Below are 21464 nucleotides of genomic sequence, written 5' to 3' on the forward strand. Positions count from 1 at the left end.
TGCGAGCGGTCACTCTGGGGGGCATGAGCACCGCGACCTCCCCCGCCGCCCGCAGCCCACGCCTGGTCGACTGGCGGATCCGCTTCGGCGTACTGGCCCTGATCTGGGGCTTCAGCTTTCTCTTCATCAAGGTCGGTACGGAGGGGTTCGCGCCGTTCCAGGTGACCTTCGGCCGGCTGCTGTTCGGTACGGCGGTGCTGGCCGTGGTGATGGCGATCAAGCGGGAGCGGCTGCCGCGGGGGCGGCGCACGTGGCTCCACCTCACCGTCGCCGCGTTTCTGCTGAACGCGCTGCCGTTCTCCCTCTTCTCGTACGCCGAGCTGACCATCCCCTCGACGCTGGCGGGCATCTGCAACGCCACGACACCCCTGTGGGGCATGGTCCTCTCCCTGGTCGCGCTCTCCGAGGACCGGCCGACGCGGGTGCGCGCGGCGGGGCTCGGCATCGGCTTCGTCGGGGTCCTGACGGTGCTCGGCGCCTGGCAGGGCTTCTCCGGGCTCGATGTCACGGGCACGGCGCTGGCACTGCTGGCCTCCTTCAGCTACGCGGTCGGCTGGATCTACGTGCGCCGCACGCTGGCCGGCAACGGGGCGTCGAACCTCTCGCTCGCCGGCACCCAGGTCGGCATCGCGACACTGCAACTGGCCGTGGTGACACCGGTGTTCACCTCGCTCCCGTCGTCGGTCGAGATCGTCCCCCTGCTCGCCGTGATCGCGTTGGGCGCGCTGGGCACGGGGTACGCGATGCTGCTGCAGTACGGACTCGTGGCCGAGGTCGGCCCGACGACGGCGGCGATGGTCACGTACTTCATCCCGATGATCGCCACGGCGGCGGGCGTGGCCGTTCTGGGCGAACACCTCGGCTGGAACACCCCCGTCGGCGCCGCCGTCGTCCTCGCGGGCGCCGCTCTGACCCAGCGCCGGGGCCCGTCGAGAAAGCCTCGGACCACGATCCGGGCGGCGGCGACGACCTCGCCGGTCGCCTCCCCTGCGACCTCGCCGCCCGTCGCCTCCCCGACGACACCCCGCCCGGACCAGCACACGGCGGGCCGGCCTTAGGCCCCCGAGTCCGTCCGGACACCGCGCCGCACTCCGGCGCGGTGTCCGGACGAAGCCGCATCCGAGCGGAGCCGCACCCGGGCGGAGCCGCACCCGAGCGGGGCGCCCGAAGCCCCACCCACCAACCCCTCAGCCGTAACTCCGCGCCGGGGCCGGGTCCGATGCGCGGGCGAGGGCGTCGGCCAGAGGGTCGATGTCCCGCGGCGTCAGGCCGGAGACCGTGACCCGCACGGCCGGGCCCGCCGCCATCCGGAAGCGGGCTCCGGGGGCGACCGCCCAGCCCGCGCCCAGCAGTCGGGTCACCGCGCCCGTCTCGTCGGAGACCGGCACCCAGACGTTCATCCCGCTCCGCCCGTGCGCCTCGACGCCGCGCCGTTCCAGTGCCCGTACGAGCGCGTCGCGCCGCTCCGCGTAGGCGGCGGCGACCGCCGTCGGGTCCACGGCGCCCGTCGCCCACAGGTGCGCGACCGTGTGCTGGAGCAGTCGGCTGACCCAGCCGGGCCCCAGCCGCTGGCGCCCGAGGACCCGGTCGACGGTCTCGGCGTCACCGGTCAGCGAGGCGATCCGCAGGTCGGGTCCGTACGCCTTGGCCACGGAGCGCACGAAGGCCCAGCGGCGGGTCACCCCGGCCAGCGGGTGGAGCGGCAGGTCGACGATGCCGTGACCGTGGTCGTCCTCGACGAGCAGCACGTCCGGGTGGTCCGCGAGGACGCGGCGCAGGGCGGCGGCCCGGTCCGCACCGACGGCCGCGCCGGTCGGGTTCTGCGCGCGGTCGGTGATGATCACGGCCCGTACGCCGTCGCTCAGCGCTCCCGCCACCGCCGCCGGCAGCGGCCCCTCGTCGTCGACGGCGACCGGCACCGGCCTCAGCCCGAGCGCCGGTACGAGGTCGAGCAGGCTGCCCCAGCCCGGGTCCTCGACGGCGACGGCGTCGCCGGCCCTGAGGTGGACCGCGAGCACGCGCTCGATCGCGTCGAGCGACCCCGAGGTGACGGCGATCGGTCCGTCGGGGACCCCGTCCGCGTCCAGCGCCGCGCGGGCGAGCCGCGCGAACCCCTCGTCGACGGGGGCCTCCCCGTACATGCCGGGACGCTCCGCCGCGCGCCGCGCCGCCTCCGCGAGAGCGTCTCCCAGCGAGGGGAGCAGTTGAGGGTCCGGGTTGCCTCTGCTGACGTCCCGTACCCCGGCCGGAGCGTCCACCTGGATGGAGCCGCGGGCCGTCGTGGCGGGCCTGGGCCGCACCCGGCTGCCGCGCCGTCCGTCCGTCTCGATGACCCCGCGCTCCCGCAGGGTCCGGTACGCGGCCGCGACCGTGTTCGGGTTCACCCCGAGCGTGAGCGCCAACTCACGCATGGGTGGAAGCAGTTGCCCCGGCTCCAGGACTCCCGCACCGACCCCTCGTTCGACGCTGGCGGCAATCTCCGATGCGCGACGGCCTTCGATCCGATACTCTCCTAGCACAAACGACATTATGCACTAGTGCAATGGAGAGCGCAATGACGGATTCCTACGAGCCGACCGAGCGGACCATCCCCACCCGCTCCCGCAACCGCGCCTCGTACGACCGCGCGTTGGTGCACTCGATACTCGACGAGGCGTACGTCTGCCACCTCGGCTTCGTCCGCGACGGCGCCCCGGTCGTGCTGCCGACGCTCTACGGCAGGATCGGCGACCGCCTCTACGTCCACGGCTCCACCGGCTCGCGCCCCCTGCGCATGGCGGGGGGCGCCGGCGCCGAGGTCCCCGGGCTGCCCGTCTGCCTCACGGTGACCCACGTCGACGGCCTGGTCCTGGCCAAGTCGGCGTTCCACCACTCGATCAACTACCGCTCGGTCGTGGTCCACGGCACGGCCCACCAGGTCACCGACCCGGAGGAGCTGCGCATCGCGCTCGACGCGCTGGTCGACCACGTCCTCCCGGGCCGCGCCGACGACTCCCGACGGGCCGACGCCAAGGAACTGGCCGCGACCGCCGTCGTCCGTCTCGACCTGGACGAGGTCTCCGCGAAGGTCCGCACGGGCGGCCCGAACGACGAGCCGGAGGACGCCGCCCTCCCCCACTGGTCCGGCGTCGTTCCCGTACGCAGGGCCTACGGCACCCCGGTTCCGGCGGAGGACCTCGACCCGTCCATCTCCCTGCCCGACTACCTCACCGCCGTCTGAGGGCCGCCATGCTGATCCATCCCTGGGACGCCGCCCACGACCCGGCCGAGTGGCGCGACTGGCTGACCCGCCACGACTTCGGCCAGCTCGCGGTCAACGGAGCGGCGGGCGAGCCGCCGTGGGTACAGCCGATGCACTTCCGGTACGACTCCGAGCCCGGCCCGCACGGGCAGGTGCTCGCCCATCTCGCCCGCCCGAACCCGCTCTGGCCCGCCCTGGAGGCGAACCCGTCGGTCCTGCTGAGCGTGGTCGACGACTACGCCTTCGTCCCCGGCCCGTGGACGGCCCCGGAGGGAGCCCCGCCCGAGAGCGGGACCCCCACCTCCTTCTACGCCGCCGTCCAACTGCGCTGCACGGCGCACGTGGTGGACGACCCGGCGGAGAAGGCCAGGCTCCTCGACCGCCAGGTCGCGCACTTCCAGCCGACGGGCGGCACCGCCCCGGTCACCGCCGGCGGGGCCCCCTTCGGGCGCCTGCTTCCGGGCCTTCGGGTGCTGCGCCTCGACGTGACCGAGGTCCGCGCGAAGTTCAAGTACGCGAACCACAAGCCGGAACCGGTCCAGGACCGCATCGTGGAGGGCCTGGCGACCCGGGCGGGCCGAGGAGACCGGGAGGCGGCGGCGCACCAACTGCGCCGCAGAGGGGCGTAACCCCTCCACAGCCACCGGGTCCGGCGGCTAGGGCGTGTTGCGAAAGTCCCGCCTGCCCCGCGACGCCTGGCACGCACGCTCGCTGCGTTGTCGGGATCGTCCGAGTACACCCGGTACGAGGACGACCCTCCGCCTTGCGATCGCACGCACCAGACGCCGCGGGGCCCGCCCTTCGGGCGGACGGCGCTACTTTCGCAACACGCCCTAGGCCACCGCCTCCCGACGGCGCGCCGTCGCCGTGCGGGCCTCCGCGAGGGCGAGCCCCGTGACCGCCACGAGCAGCAGCAGCGTGCCCAGCACGGTCGCGGCGGTCAGCTCCTCGCCGAGGACCGTCACCGCGATCACCGCCGCGCTCACCGGTTCGAGCAGCATGATCACGGAGACGGTCGCCGCGCGCACCACCGCCGCCCCCGCGAAGTAGAGCGCGTAGGCGAGCGCGGTCGGCACCGCCGCCACGTACACCAGCAGCCCGAGCACCTCGAGGGGCTGCCCGGTGTGCGGGAAAAGGCCTTCCGCCGCGGCCATCGGGAGCAGCCCGGCCGCGCCGACGGCGAAGGCCCAGGTGGTGGTCGACAGGGCGTCGGACCCGCCGCCGTCGCGGCCGAGCCACCGGGTGAGCAGGGTGATCGCCGCGTACCCGGCCGCCGAGAGCACGGCGAGCGCCACGCCGAGCGGCCGCACCTCGCCGCTCTCACCGCCGAGCACCAGCACGGCCAGTCCGGCCAGCGCCCCGCCGACGGCGGCCGCGCCACCGCCGCCGAGGCGTTCGCCCATGGTGAGCCGCGCGCCGAGCGCGATCATGACGGGGCCCGCGCCGAGGGTGACGACGGTGCCGACGGCGAGCCCGGTCGCCTCGACCGCCGCGAAGTACGCACTCTGGAAGAGAGTCAGCCCGATGCCCGTGCCGAGGATGCGGATCAGCCGGCGCCGGCTCGGTTCCACCGTCGCGGCGGCCCCTCGCGGGCCCGCCGCCGCGGTCCTACGGGACCGGGTGCGCAGGGCCAGGGCCCCGAGCAGCAGCGCGAGGCCGCCGACGCAGCGCCAGAAGGAGAGCGCCAGCGGTCCCATGTCGCTGACCAGGAAGATCAGCGAGGCCGCGGCACCGGCGGTGCCCCAGGCGACTCCGGCGACGACGAGATAGAGCAGACTCCGTCCGACGGCGGGCATGACGGCCGCGGGCGTGGAGGAGGAATTCGACACGTGCTTCTCCGTGTGACGACGGGGTGGTGTGGTCGCTCGACTCCGCACGCGGGCAGCGACGAACCGCTCGGGGACTGCCCGAGCCCGGTCTTCGTCAGGGAGAGCGCCGCCCGCGCCTAGGCGGCGGGAGGCGGAAGGACGGTCGAATGCATGATCGACACCTTACGGGGCCGTCCGACCGGCCGACAACTCCGTTTCACCACCATCCGACTCGGCCCCGGACCCGACCCTGGACCCGACCCCGGACCCCGCCACGGGCTCGGTCTCTGCCCCGGCCTCGGACCCTGCCCCGGTCTCGGCCTCTGCCCCGGCCTCGGACCCTGCCCCGGTCTCGGACCCTGCCACCGGAGCGGCCGGTGCCGCCTTCGGCGTGGACGACTGGGCGATGAACGCGCCCACGAGGACCACGGCACCGCCGACGATCTGCGGCGCCGCCAGGTGCTCGCCGAGCAGCACCCACGCCAGCACGGTCGCGACCACGGCCTCCAGGCAGGCGACGACGCCCGCGACCTGCGGCGACAGCCGGCGCACCGAGATGACGCCGGTGACGTACGCGAGGACGGTGGCGATCAGCACGATCCAGCCGATGAGCAGCCAGGCGGGCGCCTCGGTGCCGTTCATGTCGGCGGTTCCGCCGAGGACCGACCAGTCCATGCCCCACGGCCGTGCGACGACGGTGAGGACGAGCGCGCCGAAGAGGAGGCCGTACGCGATGACGCCCAGCGGGTCGGCCGGGTCGGACTCGTCGCCGCCCTGGTCGGAGAGGACGAAGTAGCCGACCTGGCAGCAGGCCGCGCCGAGGGCGAGCAGGAGTCCGAGCAGGTCGAAGCTGAGTCCGGACCAGACCTGGACGACACAGGCGAGGCCGCCGACCGCGAGGACGACGCCGAGCGCGGCGGCGCGGGTGACCGGCCGGCGCTGGACGAAGCGGACCCAGCCGAGGACGAGGGCCGGGGCGAGGTACTCGACGAGCAGGGCGACGCCGACGGGGATCCGGGAGATCGAGGCGAAGTAGAAGGCCTGCACACCGGCGACGGCGAGGAGGCCGAAGCCCGCCAGGAGTGCGGGTTTGCGCCGCAGGAGGTCGCGGTGGCGCCAGGCCACCGGCAGCATGACGAGGGCGGCGCCGGCCACCCGGAGCCACACCACATGGAGCGGGTCGAGTCCCGCCTCGATGAGCGGCTTCGCCGCCACACCGGAACCACCGAATGCGAAGGCCGACGCCAGGGCGAGTCCCAGGCCGGCGCTTCTCCCCTGAGACGCGTGCATCGGGCCATGATGACAGGACTACGTCAGGAGCGTCACCCCCGTCACACCTGTTGAGACAGCGCCCCGATCCGGCCGGTCAGAGCGAGGGGATCGACCCCTGCCCGGCGCAGGACCTCGACGCCCCGGCTCTCCGGATCCGAGGCGATGACGGCGAGCAGGTCGAGGCCGCGGGCCCGCTGATTTCCGCGCCGTTCGGCCCGCTCCCACGCGCCGTCCATCGCGGCGGCGGCCGCGGGCGACCAGCCGTCCGCCGCCTCCGGGTCCCGTACGGCGGTCAGCGTGCCGGAGTCCTCGACGGATCCGCGCCACCGCAGGCCGTAGCCGATCGAGCGCTGGACGAGATAGCCGAGCACGCGCGCGAGCTGCGGCGGCCCGCCCTCGAAGGCCTCACCCACCTCGGGGTCGGACTCGATGAGGGAGTGGAGCAGGTGGGCGGTGTCGATCTGCCGGTCGCCGTCGCGCAGGGCTCTGCGGCGCGCGCTCGCCACGACCGTAGCCAGTTCGGCGGTGAATCGGCCGAGGTGGATCTCCGGGCGGCGGGCCGGGGGCTGCTGAGGCACACGAGGGACAGGGCTTTGCACTCTCCCACCTCATCAGCCTCCGGGGGCCGGAGCATCCCCGGCGAGAAGCATGTTCGCATCCCACCGGAGTTGGGCACACGCGACCGGTTCCTCCTCCTTCAGGAGGAGATTGCGCTCGTTTCCTGTCTCAGGGGCGCGCGCCGCCTTGCCTTGCGCCCCGAATGCAACCACGGCGTCCTTCCGTTTCGTCTCATGGACATGTTCTGGATGGTCGCCCTGCTCGCGCTCGACGGGCGGCAGTACGTCTACCGCGTGTACGCACCGCGGGAGGCGCTGCCCGCCGATCTCTTCTGGGCCGCGTTCCACTGCCACGACGAGGGAGGCGGCCCGCGGGCCTCCGACTGGTTCGACGCGGCGCGGATCTGGTGGATCGGCGACGCCGAAGAACTGACGGTTCATCAGTATTGAATGTTCACGGCCGCCCGGCTACGTTCCGCGACACCAGAGTCGGACGGAACGCGTGAAGGGGTGGGTCGCATGGCCGAAGTCAGCGCGGAGGCACGGATCGAGGCGCCGGCCGAGAAGGTCTGGGCGCAGCTGACGGACTTCTCGTCGTACGGCGAGTGGAACGCCACCCACACCAACTTCCCGAACGGCGGCCCCGCCTCCCTGGAGACGGGCGCCACGTTCGCGGAGAACATGAAGCTGATGGGCTTCCCCGCCGAGGTGACCTGGACGGTCGAGGAGCTGGAGACCACCCGGGTGCTGGCGATCCGGGGCAAGGGGCCGATGGGGGTCGTCGTCGGCACGCGGTACTCGCTGGCGGCGGAGGGGGCCGCCACCACGGTACGGATCGACGGCGAGTTCACGGGCGCGGCCGTCTCCCTGATGGCGGGCAAGCTGAAGGACTCGGCGACCGCCGCGCTCCACGAGTCCCTCCGCAAGCTGGCCGGCCTGGTGGCCTGACCCTCCCACCCGCCGAACACCCCGCCCCGGAGCCCGGCGACGACGGGCTCCTGTGACGACACGAGGGGCCCCGCGGCGATCGCCGCGGGGCCCCTCGCGCTTCCGGGCACTCAGTGCTCGTCGGCCAGAATCAGGTAGAGCTTCTTACGGGCTTCGTTGATGACCCCGACCGCCTTCTGCCGCTGCTCGGCGCTGCCGGTCTTCCAGACCTGGCCGAACGCCTCCATCAGACCGAAGCCGGCCTGCCGGATCTCGTTGACCGCCTCCCAGTCGACACCGCGCCCGGCCTCCTCCCAGGGGGCCTCCGGCCCCGACTCGGCCTCGGTCCGGCCGGCGTCGGTGAGCGTGAACAGCTTCTTGCCGCCCTCGCTCTCGCTGGTGATCAGGCCCTCGTCCTCGAGGAGCTGCAGGGTCGGGTAGACCGAGCCGGGGCTGGGCTTCCACGCCCCGCCGCTGCGCTCGCCGATCTCCTGGATCATCTCGTAGCCGTGCATCGGCCGGTCCTTCAGCAGCGTGAGGATCGAGGCGCGCACATCTCCGCGCCGCGCCCGTCCCCGGCCTCCGCCTCCGCGACCCCGGCCGCCCCCGAAGGGGCCTCCACCCCACGGCCCTCCGCCGCCGAAGCCCGGCCCGAACTGACCGAAGGCCGCGCGCCGCCCTTCGAAGTCACCGCGAGGTCCTCCCCGACCACGAGGGCCGGGTCCGCAGTCTCCATGTCCGTGTTCGTGTCCATGTGAACGCATCGCAACGCTCCTTCCATCGGGTACATCGTCGAACTGTCGCGATGCCTCAACGATATATCGGAACTGTTCGTTTGCCAACACCCGAACGGTCCAGTCGTCCCTGATTGGCCTTGGCCTGCGGGTTTGCCGCCCCGATACGGTCCGTGCCATGCGGATCCGAATCGTCGACGCGTTCACCGACCGCCCCTTCTCCGGCAACCCGGCGGGCGTCCTCCTCCTCGACTCCTTCCCCGACGACCACTGGCTCCAGAAGGTGGCCGCCGAGGTCAACCTCTCCGAGACGGCCTTCGCCCACCCGCTTCCGCCGGGCGGCGAGGCGGACTGGGCGCTGCGCTGGTTCACCCCGGCCACCGAGGTCGACATGTGCGGGCACGCCACGCTCGCCACCGCCCACGTCCTGCACACCACGGGCGCCGCGACGGGGACCGTCCGCTTCGCCGCCCGCTGCGGCGTCCTCACGGCCACGGCGGCGCCCGACGGCACCGTCACCATGGACTTCCCCACGTCGTCACTGACCCCCGTGCCGGCCCCCGACGGCCTGGAGCAGGCCCTGGGCGCGGAGATCGTCTCCGTCCACGACACCGCGGCGCACATCGGCGACCTCGTCGTCGAGCTGCGCGACGAGGCCGCCGTCCGCGCCCTGACGCCCGACCTCGCGGCCCTCACGGACCTCTCCGATCGCGGAGTGATCGCCACCGCCGCAGCCGAAGACCCCGACCGTGGCTACGATTTCGTGTCCCGGGGCTTCTTCCCCCGCGTCGGCATCGACGAGGACCCGGTCACCGGCAGCGCGCACACCGCGCTCGCCCCCTTCTGGTCCGCGCGCCTCGGCCGCGACGACCTCACCGGTCTCCAGGGCGGCGCGCGCACCGGTCTCGTCCACACCCGGCTCCGCGGCGACCGCACCCTCCTGACAGGCCACGCGGTCACCGTCGTCGACGGCGAGCTGAACGCCTGATGAAGGGTCCCGGCCGACGAAAGAGGGGCGTACGGCCGTCGCCGTACGCCCCTCTTCGCCTCCCTGCCTAGACGGTGGGCAGCCAGTCCACCCTCCCGGCCAGCAGGCCGTACCCGACGAAGGCCACGATGTCGAGCAACGCGTGCGCCACGACCAGCGGCCCCACCCGCCCCCAGCGGCGGTAGAGGTAGACGAAGACGACGCCCATCACGACGTTGCCGACGAAGCCGCCGATGCCCTGGTAGAGGTGGTACGAGCCGCGCAGCACCGAACTCGCCACCAGGGCGGCCATGGGCGACCACCCCAACTGCCCCAGCCGGCGCAGGAGGTAGCCGACGACGATGACCTCCTCCAGTACGGAGTTCTGGATCGCCGACAGGATCAGTACCGGGTACTTCCACCAGATGTCCGGCAGCGACTCGGGCACCACGGTCAGATTGAACCCGGCCCCCCGCGCCCCCAGGTAGAAGGCCAGTCCGGCGCTGCCGATCCCCGCCGCGACCAGCGCGCCCCGGCCGAGGTCGGGCCAGGGGCGCGTCCGGTCGAAGCCGATGGCGCGCATTCCCGAGCCCTCGCGCAGCAGCAGATGGGCGACGAGCACCACCGGCACGAGCGCCGACGCGATCCCGAAGAGCTGCCAGGCCAGGTCCAGCCAGGGGCGCCCGGGCGCGTACGAGCCGTTGAGCGTCGCCGCCTGTTCCTTCAGTCCGCCGGGCTTGGTCAGCGAGCCGGTGAAACTGATCAGCGACGACAGGGCGCTGGCACCGAGTGACAGCGCCAGGACGATCAGCGTCTCGGACCTCAGGATCCGGCGCGGCAGACCGTCGGGCGGAAGGTCAGCGGGCACCACTCGTTGATCCGACACCACACCTGTTCTCCACTTCCCCATCGCGTTCCGGGTACGGAGATCATGCGTGACGGCCGGGGGCGCGCGCCATTCCGGGTGCCCGCGCGCGCCGTCCAGATGCCGGCTCCGGCGCTAGTCGATCCCCACGGGCCATCGGTGCACCGGCTCGCCGCCGTGCATCAGCTCGGCGTACCGGCGCGTGGTGGCCGCCAGCGCCGCCTCCCGGCCGAGGCCCGACTCCAGCGCCTTGTGGAAGGTGTCGGCCTGCCAGGACGCGCCGTTGACCCGCCCCCGGCAGCGCTCCTCGATCACGCCGAGGTAGAAGTCCCGGTCCGCCGGTTCGACGTGCCAGGCGTCGAGCCCGGCCGCGGCCAGCGGCAGGAGCTCGTCGAGGACGAGGCGTACCGCCGGGACGGTCGCCACGCCGCCGGAGCGGCCCGGTCGCGGCCAGCGGAGTTCCGCCTCGATGCCGTGGCGGCAGGCGGTGTCGAAGTTCGCGGCGGCGTCCTCGAAGGGCAGCCGCTTCCAGATCGGCCGGGAGTCCTCGGCCAGCGCCCGTACCAGTCCGTAGTAGAAGGCCGCGTTGGCGACGACGTCGGTGACCGTCGGACCGGCCGGCAGCACCCGGTTCTCCACGCGCAGATGCGGAACGCCGTCGACCCAGCCGTAGACCGGCCGGTTCCAGCGGTAGACCGTGCCGTTGTGCAACACGAGTTCCTGCAGCCGCGGGACCCCGCCCTGATCGAGGACGAGGAGCGGGTCCTCCTCGTCGCATATCGGCAGCAGGGCCGGGAAGTACCGCAGGTTCTCCTCGAAGAGGTCGTAGACGGAGTCCACCCACCGCTCCCCGAACCAGGTCCTCGGCCGCACCCCCTGCGCCTGGAGCTCGGGCGGCCGGGTGTCCGTGGCCTGGGTGAAGAGCGGGGGCCTGGACTCGCGCCACAGCTCCCGGCCGAAGAGGAAGGGCGAGTTGGCGCCTACGGCGATCTGGACCGCCGCCACGGCCTGGGCCGCGTTCCACACGGCGGCGAACCGGGCGGGCGTGACCTGGAGGTGCAGTTGTACGGAGGTGCACGCCGCTTCCGGCACGATCGACGTGGCCGTGCAGGCGAGCTCCTCGACACCGTGGATGTCGAGCGTGAAGTCCTCGCCGCGGGCGGCGACGATCTGGTCGTTGAGCAGGGTGTACCGGTCGACGGACGAGATGTTCTCGGAGACGAGGTCGTCCTGCGCGAGCGTGGGCAGAATTCCGATCATGAGCACGCCCGCGTCGAGTTCACGGGCCTTGCGGTCGGCATATCCGAGGCCGGTCGTGAGTTCCTCCGCGAGCCGGTCGAAAACGCGGCCTCCGAGTCGGTGCGGAGCGATGTTCACTTCGAGGTTGAACATTCCCAGTTCCGTCTGGAAATCCGTGCTGGCGATCCGCTCGAGGACCGCGCCATTCACCATCCTCGGCATGCCGTCGGCGCCCGCGAGATTGAGTTCGATCTCCAGGCCCATCAGATTGCGCGGCCGGTCGAACCTCTTCTCCGCCAGGAGCCTCGCCAGCCCCGCCAGGCACTGTTGGAGCTTCCTGCGGTATCTCTGCCGATCGGACAGGTCGAACCCGTCTGCCACGACCTTCTCCCCCATGGAAGCTTCCCTCCCGATCGGGCGGCCACGGCGACGGCCGCGCGTGTCACGGACGATGATGCCCACCCGATTGATCCATAACGCCTGCGGGCCGCCTTCGTTGAACGATAGGCTGGGTCACGCAATCACCCGGCACGTCCCGAGGGCAACCGCAAAGGACATATTCCGCGGCCATATTCAACGAAAGCGTGGGGTCGATTACCGGCCGTCCGCATCGGTGAAGTCCTCGCAGGCAGACGACCCGCACGCGTCACAAATACGATGAATCGCCTCCGCGTTAAGGCCGGATGACGCCTTGTCGGCAATATCGGCGACCGCTAGAGGAAACAACGCGTGAACACGTCTCGTATAAACTCCGCGAACGAGGCAGAGTGTTGGCGCCCGGCCATGGCTTCATGGCCCCCTCGGCCCGGCAGCCCACAGCGCCGTCGTACCTGCCCACGCGTCACCGTGTCTCCTGAGTGAGAGGCGACCCATCATGCTCCGACCTTCACCGGCCCCTGCGCCGGCCCTGCGCAGTGTCCTCGCGGCCCTCGGTTCCCCCACCGCCGTCCGCGAGGCGCGAACTCCCGCTCTGCGAGCGGCCCAAGGGCCACTGAGCCCAGAGGCACCCCTGCCCCTCCACGTCCTCGACGTACGGGATCAGGTCGTCCCGTCGGGGCAGGCACCGCGTACGCGACTGGCCGGCTGGCGCTTCCTGATCCGGGGCACCGACCGGGCGGTGGCCGCCGCCGACACCATGCTCACCCCCGACGGCTGGTCGTTCTCGCACTTCTTCGAGGGTCCGTACGTCACAGCGACCGAACGCGCCCTGCTCCAGGCCGAGTCGCTGCCCACGGTGTACCAGCCGCGACTGCTCTCCGTACCCGAGCTGTACATGCTGACGCTCTGGCTGCACGGCGACACGGACGCCGACGGAGCGACGTCCTCGCCCGACCCGGCGGACCTGCTCGTCCCGCTCGCCCCGGCACCGCCCGGCATCGCGGCCCACCGGCCGCACCGGGTCGCCGACCTGCTGCCCGTCCTCACCCTGCGACTGGCTCCCCCACCGCTGTTCGGCACCCCGGCGCCGGCCTGAACCACCTCTTCCGAGATATGTCACGCCCCGCGGCCCCGACCGGGCCGCGGGGCGTCCTGGTGTCCGAACGACTCCCTCGAACACCCCGCCCCGGACGGACTAGCCCACTGGGGCTACCCCGAACCACCCGAAGAGACCGCCCGGTTGCGTTGAACCGCCCGCGCGGGTGATACGTCTTCATGCAGTAGGAAGAGCTGCCGTGAAATACCTGCGGATCGCCTTCCGTAGCGGAACACTGGACCAACCGAACCGACAACGGGGGGCGGCCATGAGCACCGCATCGAGCCGCAGGACGACAGAGACCACGACGCAGCGAAAGAACCCATCCATGTGCCAGCACCAACCTGCCTGTCCCACCGCCGACTCCGCCGACCGGGAGGCGGCCCGTCCGACGGCGCACCACCCGGAGCAGGGCTGGAGCCTGCTGTGCAACGGGGTCCTGCTCTTCGAGGACACCGGTGAACTGCTGCCGGACGGCCAGATCATCGCCCCGCACCGCCCGCTGACGGCGGGCCGGGTGACGACCGCCGCCTGACTCCGGGGCGCGTCGGGCACGACACGTACGAGGGAACACGCAAGGGCCGGCCCGGAGAGAACTCTCCGAACCGGCCCTGACTCATGTCCGCGCCGCGGGTCCTACTGGTCGTACTCGTCCAGCGGGGGGCAGGAGCAGACGAGGTTGCGGTCGCCGAACGCGCCGTCGATGCGGCGGACCGGCGGCCAGTACTTGTCCGCGGCCGAGACACCGGCCGGGAAGACCGCCTCGTCACGGGTGTACGGGTGGTTCCACTCGCCACCGAGCGCGGCGGCCGTGTGCGGGGCGTTCGCCAGCGGGTTGTCCCCGGCCGGCCACTCGCCCGACGCGACCTTCTCGATCTCGCCTCGGATCGCGATCATCGTGTCGCAGAAGCGGTCGAGCTCGGTCAGGTCCTCGGACTCGGTCGGCTCGATCATCAGGGTGCCGGCCACCGGGAACGACATCGTCGGCGCGTGGAAGCCGTAGTCGATCAGGCGCTTGGCGATGTCGTCGACGCTGACACCGGTCGCCTTGGAGATCGGACGAAGGTCGACGATGCACTCGTGGGCGACGAGTCCGGCCGGACCCGTGTAGAGCACCGGGTAGTGCGGCTCCAGGCGCTTGGCGATGTAGTTCGCCGCGAGGACGGCCACCTGCGTGGCGCGCTTGAGACCCTCGCCACCCATCAGACGCACGTACGACCAGGAGATCGGCAGGATGCCCGCGGAGCCCCACGGAGCGGCGGAGATCGGGCCGACGCCCGTCTCGGGGCCCGCGGTCGGCTGCAGCGGGTGGTTCGGGAGGTACGGCGCGAGGTGCGCGCGCACACCGACCGGGCCGACGCCCGGGCCGCCGCCGCCGTGCGGGATGCAGAAGGTCTTGTGCAGGTTCAGGTGCGAGACGTCGCCGCCGAACTTGCCCGGCTTGGCCAGACCGACCAGCGCGTTGAGGTTGGCGCCGTCGACGTAGACCTGGCCGCCCGCGTCGTGGACCTCGGCGCAGATGTCGGCGACGTGCTCCTCGAACACACCGTGCGTGGACGGGTAGGTGATCATCAGCACGGACAGCTCGTCGCGGTACTGCTCGATCTTGGCGCGCAGGTCCGCGACGTCGACCTCGCCGTCGTCGGCGGTCTTGACGACGACGACCTTCATGCCGGCCATGACCGCGGAAGCGGCGTTGGTGCCGTGCGCGGAGGACGGGATGAGGCAGACGGTGCGCTGCTCGTCGCCGTTGGCGCGGTGGTAGGCGCGGACGGCCAGCAGACCGGCCAGCTCGCCCTGAGAACCGGCGTTGGGCTGGATCGACACCTTGTCGTAGCCGGTGACCTCGGCGAGACGCTCCTCGAGCTCGGTGATGAGCGTGAGGTAGCCCTGCGCCTGCTCGACCGGGGCGAAGGGGTGGATCTGGCCGAACTCCGGCCAGGTCACGGGCTCCATCTCGGTGGTCGCGTTCAGCTTCATGGTGCAGGAGCCGAGCGGGATCATGCCGCGGTCGAGCGCGTAGTCACGGTCGGCGAGCTTGCGCAGGTAGCGCAGCATCGACGTCTCGGAGCGGTGCGCGTGGAAGACCGGGTGGGTGAGGTACGCGTCGGAGCGGAGCACCCCGGCGGGCAGCGCGTCCTCCGTGGCGGCGTCCAGGGCCTCGATGTCGGCGGCGACGCCGAAGGCGCTCCACACGGCGTCGAGCTGGGCGCGGCCGGTGGTCTCGTCGCAGGAGACCGAGACGTGGTCGGCGTCGACGAGGTACAGGTTGACGCCGGCCTCACGGGCGGCGGCGACGGCCTCGGCGGCCTTGCCGGGCACCCGGACGGTGACGGTGTCGAAGAAGCTTCCGTGGACGACGTCGACGCCGCCGGCCTTCAGGCCCGCGGCGAGGATGGCCGCGTACCGGTGGGTGCGCTGCGCGATGCCCTTGAGGCCGTCGGGGCCGTGGTAGACGGCGTACATGCCGGCCATGACGGCGAGCAGCACCTGCGCGGTGCAGATGTTGCTGGTGGCCTTCTCACGGCGGATGTGCTGCTCGCGGGTCTGCAGCGCCAGTCGGTAGGCCCTGTTGCCGTCGGCGTCGACGGAGACGCCGACGAGGCGGCCGGGCAGCGAGCGGGCGTGCTTGTCCTGGACGGCCATGTAGCCGGCGTGCGGGCCGCCGAAGCCCATCGGTACGCCGAAGCGCTGCGTGGTGCCGACGGCGATGTCCGCGCCGAGCGCGCCGGGCGAGGTGAGCAGCGTCAGCGCGAGCAGGTCGGCGGCGACGGTGACGATCGCGCCGAGCTCGTGGGCCGCGTCGATGAGCGGCTTGATGTCGCGCACGGCACCGGAGGCGCCGGGGTACTGGAGGAGCACGCCGAAGACGCCGCGCTCGGCGACCTCGGCGGGGATGCCCTCGGACAGGTCGGCGACGACGACCTCGACACCGGTCGGCTCGGCGCGCGTCTCGATGACCGCGATGGTCTGCGGCAGGGTGTCGGCGTCGATGAGGAAGACGCCGTTCTTGACCTTGCCGACACGGCGGGAGAGCGCCATGGCCTCGGCGGCCGCGGTGCTCTCGTCGAGGAGGGAGGCGCCGGAGGTGGGCAGACCGGTGAGGTCGGCGACCATCGTCTGGAAGTTGAGGAGCGCCTCCAGGCGGCCCTGCGAGATCTCCGGCTGGTAGGGCGTGTACGCCGTGTACCAGGCCGGGTTCTCCATGACGTTGCGGAGGATCACCGGCGGGGTGAAGGTGCCGTAGTAGCCCAGGCCGATCATCGGGGCGAGGACCTGGTTGCGGTCGGCGAGCTCACGCAGCTCCGCGAGGACCTCGGCCTCGGTGCGGGCGGCGGGCAGACCGAGCGCCTCGGCGTTCTTGATCACGTCGGGCACGGCGGCGGCCGTGAGCTCGTCGAGGGAGCCGTAGCCGACCTGCGCGAGCATCTTGGCCCGTGCTTCGGCGTCGGGCCCGATGTGCCGCTGCTCGAACGGAATGCCCTGTTCGAGCTCGGAGAGCGGAATGCGGTGGGCGGACATGTACGGAGGCCTCCTGGTCGTCACGACCTGCGAGGGGCACCACGGCGCGGGTACCCGGACGGCCTCCCCCTCTGTCATCTCAACCTGAGAGCTTCACCGGCATGCCGAAGGGGCGCGCCGGTTTTCACCGTCGGTGAGAGCGAATGCCGTCGGACTTCCGCTCTGCTTTCCAGAGTGACCTCGCCCGTGCGGTACAGGTGCCTGAGAGATTCCGGGGAGGATTTGCTCCTTCGGCGCCTCCGAAAGGTTTCTCCGGAGGACTCTCCCGCACGGTGTCGACAGCCACAGCCAGCCTACCAGCGCCGTTCCCGGACCAGTCGCTCAAGTGGCCGACATCCCAGATGTGCACTTTCGTAGTCCTTGTAGAGCAGTTGCGACCTGTTGGAGGGACCGTGCAGACCGACATCGATCCGCGCAGCCTGATCGGCCGCAAGGCGTACGACCGCAACGGACACAAGATCGGCACCGTGGACGAGGTGTACCTGGACGACGCGACGGGAGTCCCCGAGTGGGCGGCGGTCCGCACGGGACTCTTCAGCCGGGACGCGTTCGTCCCGCTGGAGCCGAGCGAACTGGTCGAGGACGGCCTCCACATCCCGTACGAACGCGCCCTGATCAAGGACGCCCCGGACTTCGGCGTGGGTCGCCACCTCTCCCCCGAGCAGGAACTCCAGCTCTACCGCCACTACAGCCTGGCCCTCCCGCCCCCGCCCCCGATGGATCGCGACTTCGGCCGCCTGGCAGGCCAGGAGGAGACCTGACCACCCCACGGCCGGCGCAGTACCTCCCGCGAAGACCGGCCCCTCCGCCAGCCACCTGCGGCCCCTGACGCAACCGGAGGCCGCCCCTGGCATGCTGGCGGCCGGCCACACGCCCTCCACCCGCCGACGGCGAGGCACCAGCCACTGGCAAGCCGGGCCCCTCTGCCAAGCCACGTGCAGGCCCCGAACGGGCCAGGAGGACGCCTGACGTCCCAGAGCCACGGCCGGACAAGCGCCCGGGGAGCCACACACCCTCCACCGCCGCCGACGGCGAGGCACCAGCCACTGGGAAGCCGGGCCCCTCTGCCACGCCAGCTACATACCCTGGCGGGCGCGGAGAAGACCTGACCACCCGCCCACTCCTGCCGACCGCGCGGCCACCACCCACAGGGAGACCCCCACCTCTGCCATGCCCTCTGCACGGGTGGTGCGGGTGGGAACGACAAGCCCGGCCGAAGGCCGGACGCACCCCCTAGGCGACCGCCGCCGCCCCTCCCTCCGGCCCCACCAGCGGCAACGGCTCCCCCGGCTCCAGCTCCGGATCGTCGACGAGAAACGTCCGTACCCGCCCCGGCGGCGACTGCGGCTCCTCGAAGCGCACGGTGACGCGCCCGACCCCGCTCCCCTGCACCCACCCGGCCCCGTACACCGCATGGCGTACGTCGTTCCCGGGTGCCCATCTCCGCTCGACGGTCTGCGGCTCCTCCGGCTCGGAGGCGGCCGCAGGCGCCGACATGTCCTCCACCGCGCCCTCCGGGCTTCCCGCACCCCCCGATCCCCCCGTATCCCCCGCTTCCTCCTCCCGCTCCGCCGCCTGGGCGAAGAGATCCTCCTGCGTGTAGTCGGCGAGGCCGCTCACCCCGACGCCGAGCAGCCGCACGCCGCCCGTGGTGTCCACGCCCTCCAGGAGCCGCCCGGCCGCCTCCCGCACCACGAGCGGGTCGTCCGTGGGCCCCCGCAACGTCTCCGAGCGCGTCAGCGTCGAGAAGTCGAACCGCCGGACCTTCAGCACGATCGTCCGGCCCGAGTGTCCCGACGCCCGCAGCCGCCCCACGCACCGATCGGCAAGCCGCTCCACCTCGGTCCTGATCCGCACCCGGTCATGCAGGTCCACGTCGAAGGTGTCCTCGACCGACACCGACTTCGCGTCCCTCTCGGCCACCACGGGCCGATCGTCGTGCCCCTGGGCCATTCGGTACAGGGAGGTCCCGTGCGCCCGCCCCAGCAGCCGTACGAGCTCGTCCTCGCCCGCTTCCACGAGGTCGGAGACCGTGGTCATCCCGGCCCGCCGCAGATGCTCCCCGGTGGCCGGGCCGACCCCCGGCAGGATCCGCACCGACTTCGGCCCCAGCAGCTCCCGCTCGGTCCCCGGCTCCATCAGCACCAGCCCGTCCGGCTTCGCCTCCTCGGAGGCGATCTTGGCGAGCATCTTCGACCCCGCGAGCCCCACGGACCCCGTCAGCCCCGTGGTGGCGAGAATGTCCCTGCGCAGCCGCTCACCGGCTTCCAGAGCGCTCGCGCGGTCGTCGGCCACTCCCCCGGCCTCCAGGTCCACGAAGGCCTCGTCCAGGCTCAGCGGCTCGACGAGCGGCGACAGCCGCCCGAGCAGCTCCATGACCTGCTCGCTGATCGAGCGGTAGAAGCCGAAGCGCGGCACAAGATAGGCCGCGTTGGGCGCCAGCCGCCGCGCCTGGGCCATCGGCATCGCGGAGTGCACGCCGAAGCGCCGGGCCTCGTACGAGGCGGTCGCCACAACCCCACGCGGGCCGAGACCACCCACGACCACAGGCTTTCCGCGCAGACTGGGCTTCGCCGCCTGCTCGGCGGCGGCGAAGAAGGCATCCATGTCGAGATGCAGGATCGTCGGCGCGGCTCTCACACGTCCGATGCTGCCCTACACCACTGACAATCGACCGCACGCACATACGGACGCGCCACAGCACGACGAACCAGCCAGACGCGCCACACAACGCGACGCGCCACAGCCCGGGGACCGCTCAGACCGCGCGATCCCGCCGCCGGCGCGCGAGCTCGTCGCCGGGGTTGTGACCGATCAGCGTCTCGCCGGTGTCGATCCGCTCCCCATGCAGCTGGGAGAGCGCCGCCTCCACATCGCGCCGAACCACGCCGACCGCGATCCCGAAGACGCCCTGACCGCCCTGGAGCAGGTCCACGACCTCGTCGGGCGATGAGCACTCGTAGACCGTGGCCCCGTCGCTCATCAGCGTCATCCGCTCCAGGTCGCGGAAGCCGCGGGTCCGCAGATGCTGGACGGCGGCCCGGATGTTCTGCAGCCCGACCCCGGTGTCCAGGAACCGCTTGACGATCTTGAGTACGACGACGTCATGGAAGCTGTACAGCCGCTGCGTCCCGGATCCGTACGCCGGCCGCACGCTCGGCTCGACGAGCCCGGTGCGTGCCCAGTAGTCCAGTTGGCGGTAGGTGATCCCCGCCGCCGCGCAGGCCGTCGGACCGCGGTATCCCACCGTGTCCGTCACCGCCGCCTCGTCGGAGACGACGTTCGGCGCCGCCCCCGCACCCGTGTCCGCCCCGAAGTCGCCCACACTGCCGTGAAGCGGATACGGACCGCTCTCCCCGGGCGCGCGCCCGAGGGAGCCCCCTGCCGTACCGTCGCCGCTGCTCATCACGCCGACCCTCCGTCCTTGACCTGCCCACACGAAGGTAGGCAGTCGCTCGGGGTGCGTCAACGATCGCCACACTCGGCACGCCGAGTGATAATCACCCTGAGAGTGGTTTCGCGTGCCCCTCTCCGGGGAAAGGCTATCCGAATGCCCTGACGGCACCCGGTGAACAGCGGCCGGACCTCACTGGCTGCTGGACCCGAAATCCTCGGGGGAGATCTGGTCGAGGAACTCGCGGAACTTCTCCACCTCGTCCTCCTGCTCGTCCGGAATCGCGATACCGGCGTCGTCCAGCACGCCGTCACTGCCGAAGATCGGCGTTCCGGTGCGCAGGGCCAGCGCTATGGCGTCGGACGGCCTGGCGCTCACCTCGACACCGCTGGCGAAGACCAGCTCCGCGTAGAAGACACCTTCACGGAGATCGGTGATGCGGACCTCGGTGAGCTCTTGGCCCACGGCTTCAAGGACGTCCTTGAAGAGGTCGTGCGTCAGCGGCCTGGCAGGGGCCATCCCCTGCTGGGCGAAGGCGATCGCGGTTGCCTCACCCGGTCCGATCCAGATGGGGAGGTACCGATCGCCTCCCACTTCACGCAGGAGCACGATCGGTTGGTTGGAGGGCATTTCCACCCGGACACCCACAACGTCGAGCTCGTTCACACAGCAACCCTAGGACGTGCCCGACCGGTTTGGGTAGTCGGGGCCCCGCAAGATCACTGCAAGCGAAGTCCGAGCGCGGTCTGGACCAGTGCCGCGTGGAGCCGTACGGAGAGCCCGGCGAGCTCCTTCGCGGTGGCCTCCGCATGGGCTCTGGTCTGCGGGTTACGGTGCCGGCGCAGGGGCGCCACCACCTGCTCGACCAGTCCGGCCTCCCGGTCGGCGGCCGCTTTGACCGCCCGGAGATGCCTCGGTTCCAGACCGAATCTCCCCAGATCCGCGACGAGCCGGGCGACGGTGACCGCCTCGGCGTCGTAGCCGCCCTCGGGTCCCGCGGCGATGAGTCCGTACGACTCCCACTCCGCGAGCTCCCCCTCGGTCACCTCGGCGGCGGCGAGCAGCTCGGCCCGCCCCACGCGCGCCGCGGTCGGACGGTCGCCCTCCGCCTCCCACGCCCCGTCGAGCAGGTCACGCTGGGGGCTGGGAGCGGGAAGCCTGATCTGCTCACCCCGGGCGAGGGCGTCGAGATGCTCCCGGATGACCTTCAGCGGAAGATAGTGATCGCGCTGCATCCGCAGGATCTGGGCGAGCCGCTCCACGTCCTGCGGGCTGAACTTCCGGTACCCGGAGGCCGTCCGCCGGGGCTCGACGAGCCCCTCGGCCTCCAGGAACCGGATCTTCGAGATGGTCACTTCGGGAAACTCGTCACGCAGCTGGTTCAGCACCGTCCCGATGCTGACCAGCCGGTCGCCCGCGGTGGCGGCGCCGTGACCGGCACCGCCCGTCGGTGTTCGCAGCATG

General features: G+C 72.0%; 21 protein-coding genes and 2 riboswitches. Of the genes, 9 read left to right on the forward strand and 12 right to left on the reverse strand.

The features are described 5' to 3' along the window. Positions 1-23 precede the first annotated feature (23 nt). Entirely contained in the window at positions 24-1058 is a 1035-nt protein-coding gene (locus ACZ3IJ_RS27115) for a DMT family transporter (protein ID WP_467472296.1), read from the forward strand. Between the two features lie 129 nt (positions 1059-1187). Here ACZ3IJ_RS27115 and ACZ3IJ_RS27120 read toward each other — a convergent pair whose 3' ends face one another. Further along, positions 1188-2519: an aminotransferase class I/II-fold pyridoxal phosphate-dependent enzyme gene (locus tag ACZ3IJ_RS27120; protein WP_467472298.1), complete on the reverse strand. Its 1332-nt coding sequence runs from the start codon at positions 2517-2519 to the stop codon at positions 1188-1190. Between the two features lie 35 nt (positions 2520-2554). Here ACZ3IJ_RS27120 and ACZ3IJ_RS27125 point away from each other — a divergent pair, with 35 nt between their 5' ends. Beyond that, a complete protein-coding gene (locus tag ACZ3IJ_RS27125; RefSeq protein WP_467472300.1) occupies positions 2555-3220 on the forward strand; it encodes a pyridoxamine 5'-phosphate oxidase family protein in 666 nt (221 codons plus the stop codon). An 8-nt stretch (positions 3221-3228) separates the two neighbouring features. Further along, a complete protein-coding gene (locus tag ACZ3IJ_RS27130; RefSeq protein WP_467472302.1) occupies positions 3229-3870 on the forward strand; it encodes an FMN-binding negative transcriptional regulator in 642 nt (213 codons plus the stop codon). A 204-nt stretch (positions 3871-4074) separates the two neighbouring features. Here the strand turns inward: ACZ3IJ_RS27130 and ACZ3IJ_RS27135 are convergent, their stop codons facing one another. The 3 genes from ACZ3IJ_RS27135 to ACZ3IJ_RS27145 all read right to left on the reverse strand — a co-directional run bounded on the left by ACZ3IJ_RS27135 (position 4075) and on the right by ACZ3IJ_RS27145 (position 6920). Further along, positions 4075-5037 (reverse strand): DMT family transporter, encoded by a 963-nt coding sequence (locus ACZ3IJ_RS27135; RefSeq protein ID WP_467472349.1) that lies wholly within the window; start codon positions 5035-5037, stop codon positions 4075-4077. A gap of 195 nt (positions 5038-5232) precedes the next feature. Then, complete coding sequence (locus ACZ3IJ_RS27140) at positions 5233-6339, reverse strand: EamA family transporter (protein ID WP_467472304.1); 1107 nt, start codon at positions 6337-6339, stop codon at positions 5233-5235. A 41-nt stretch (positions 6340-6380) separates the two neighbouring features. Then, a complete protein-coding gene (locus ACZ3IJ_RS27145) occupies positions 6381-6920 on the reverse strand; it encodes a peptidase (RefSeq protein ID WP_467472306.1) in 540 nt (179 codons plus the stop codon). A gap of 198 nt (positions 6921-7118) precedes the next feature. Between ACZ3IJ_RS27145 and ACZ3IJ_RS27150 the strand changes: the two genes are divergently transcribed. Further along, entirely contained in the window at positions 7119-7328 is a 210-nt protein-coding gene (locus ACZ3IJ_RS27150) for a hypothetical protein (protein ID WP_467472351.1), read from the forward strand. 69 nt (positions 7329-7397) lie between these two features. Beyond that, complete coding sequence (locus ACZ3IJ_RS27155) at positions 7398-7826, forward strand: type II toxin-antitoxin system Rv0910 family toxin (protein ID WP_467472308.1); 429 nt, start codon at positions 7398-7400, stop codon at positions 7824-7826. A gap of 110 nt (positions 7827-7936) precedes the next feature. Here the strand turns inward: ACZ3IJ_RS27155 and ACZ3IJ_RS27160 are convergent, their stop codons facing one another. Next, the gene (locus tag ACZ3IJ_RS27160; RefSeq protein WP_467472310.1) at positions 7937-8569 is read right to left on the reverse strand and encodes a PadR family transcriptional regulator; all 633 of its coding nucleotides are present in this window, start codon (positions 8567-8569) and stop codon (positions 7937-7939) included. A gap of 148 nt (positions 8570-8717) precedes the next feature. On the opposite strand from ACZ3IJ_RS27160, the gene ACZ3IJ_RS27165 reads away from it, so the two are divergent. Continuing rightward, complete coding sequence (locus ACZ3IJ_RS27165; protein ID WP_467472311.1) at positions 8718-9527, forward strand: PhzF family phenazine biosynthesis protein; 810 nt, start codon at positions 8718-8720, stop codon at positions 9525-9527. A gap of 67 nt (positions 9528-9594) precedes the next feature. Here the strand turns inward: ACZ3IJ_RS27165 and ACZ3IJ_RS27170 are convergent, their stop codons facing one another. Together ACZ3IJ_RS27170 and ACZ3IJ_RS27175 are read right to left on the reverse strand one after the other, a co-directional pair. After that, complete coding sequence (locus tag ACZ3IJ_RS27170) at positions 9595-10416, reverse strand: CPBP family intramembrane glutamic endopeptidase (protein WP_467472313.1); 822 nt, start codon at positions 10414-10416, stop codon at positions 9595-9597. 90 nt (positions 10417-10506) lie between these two features. Next, complete coding sequence (locus ACZ3IJ_RS27175) at positions 10507-12006, reverse strand: glutamate-cysteine ligase family protein (RefSeq protein WP_467472315.1); 1500 nt, start codon at positions 12004-12006, stop codon at positions 10507-10509. A gap of 478 nt (positions 12007-12484) precedes the next feature. Between ACZ3IJ_RS27175 and ACZ3IJ_RS27180 the strand changes: the two genes are divergently transcribed. Together ACZ3IJ_RS27180 and ACZ3IJ_RS27185 are read left to right on the forward strand one after the other, a co-directional pair. Then, a complete protein-coding gene (locus ACZ3IJ_RS27180) occupies positions 12485-13084 on the forward strand; it encodes a hypothetical protein (RefSeq protein ID WP_467472317.1) in 600 nt (199 codons plus the stop codon). 328 nt (positions 13085-13412) lie between these two features. After that, positions 13413-13619: a DUF5999 family protein gene (locus ACZ3IJ_RS27185; RefSeq protein ID WP_308354866.1), complete on the forward strand. Its 207-nt coding sequence runs from the start codon at positions 13413-13415 to the stop codon at positions 13617-13619. Between the two features lie 101 nt (positions 13620-13720). Here ACZ3IJ_RS27185 and gcvP read toward each other — a convergent pair whose 3' ends face one another. After that, entirely contained in the window at positions 13721-16606 is a 2886-nt protein-coding gene (gene gcvP, locus ACZ3IJ_RS27190; RefSeq protein ID WP_467472320.1) for an aminomethyl-transferring glycine dehydrogenase, read from the reverse strand. 61 nt (positions 16607-16667) lie between these two features. Next, positions 16668-16785, reverse strand: a riboswitch (glycine riboswitch). After that, positions 16786-16884: riboswitch (glycine riboswitch) on the reverse strand. A gap of 114 nt (positions 16885-16998) precedes the next feature. On the opposite strand from gcvP, the gene ACZ3IJ_RS27195 reads away from it, so the two are divergent. Next, positions 16999-17367 (forward strand): PRC-barrel domain-containing protein, encoded by a 369-nt coding sequence (locus tag ACZ3IJ_RS27195; RefSeq protein ID WP_467472321.1) that lies wholly within the window; start codon positions 16999-17001, stop codon positions 17365-17367. A 472-nt stretch (positions 17368-17839) separates the two neighbouring features. Here the strand turns inward: ACZ3IJ_RS27195 and ACZ3IJ_RS27200 are convergent, their stop codons facing one another. The 4 genes from ACZ3IJ_RS27200 to ftsR form a co-directional block, all read right to left on the reverse strand. Further along, positions 17840-19246 carry a DNA polymerase IV gene (locus ACZ3IJ_RS27200; protein WP_467472323.1) on the reverse strand — a complete coding sequence of 469 codons (1407 nt, stop codon included), beginning with the start codon at positions 19244-19246 and terminating at the stop codon, positions 17840-17842. A 118-nt stretch (positions 19247-19364) separates the two neighbouring features. Continuing rightward, complete coding sequence (locus ACZ3IJ_RS27205) at positions 19365-20012, reverse strand: MerR family transcriptional regulator (RefSeq protein WP_467472325.1); 648 nt, start codon at positions 20010-20012, stop codon at positions 19365-19367. Positions 20013-20192: 180 nt separating this feature from the next. Beyond that, positions 20193-20666 carry a bifunctional nuclease family protein gene (locus ACZ3IJ_RS27210; protein ID WP_158985224.1) on the reverse strand — a complete coding sequence of 158 codons (474 nt, stop codon included), beginning with the start codon at positions 20664-20666 and terminating at the stop codon, positions 20193-20195. A gap of 53 nt (positions 20667-20719) precedes the next feature. Then, positions 20720-21463, reverse strand: a complete 744-nt coding sequence (gene ftsR / locus ACZ3IJ_RS27215) for a transcriptional regulator FtsR (protein ID WP_467472327.1) — start codon at positions 21461-21463, stop codon at positions 20720-20722. Position 21464: the final 1 nt, after the last annotated feature.

The sequence above is a fragment of the Streptomyces sp. NPDC013317 genome (assembly GCF_055563155.1).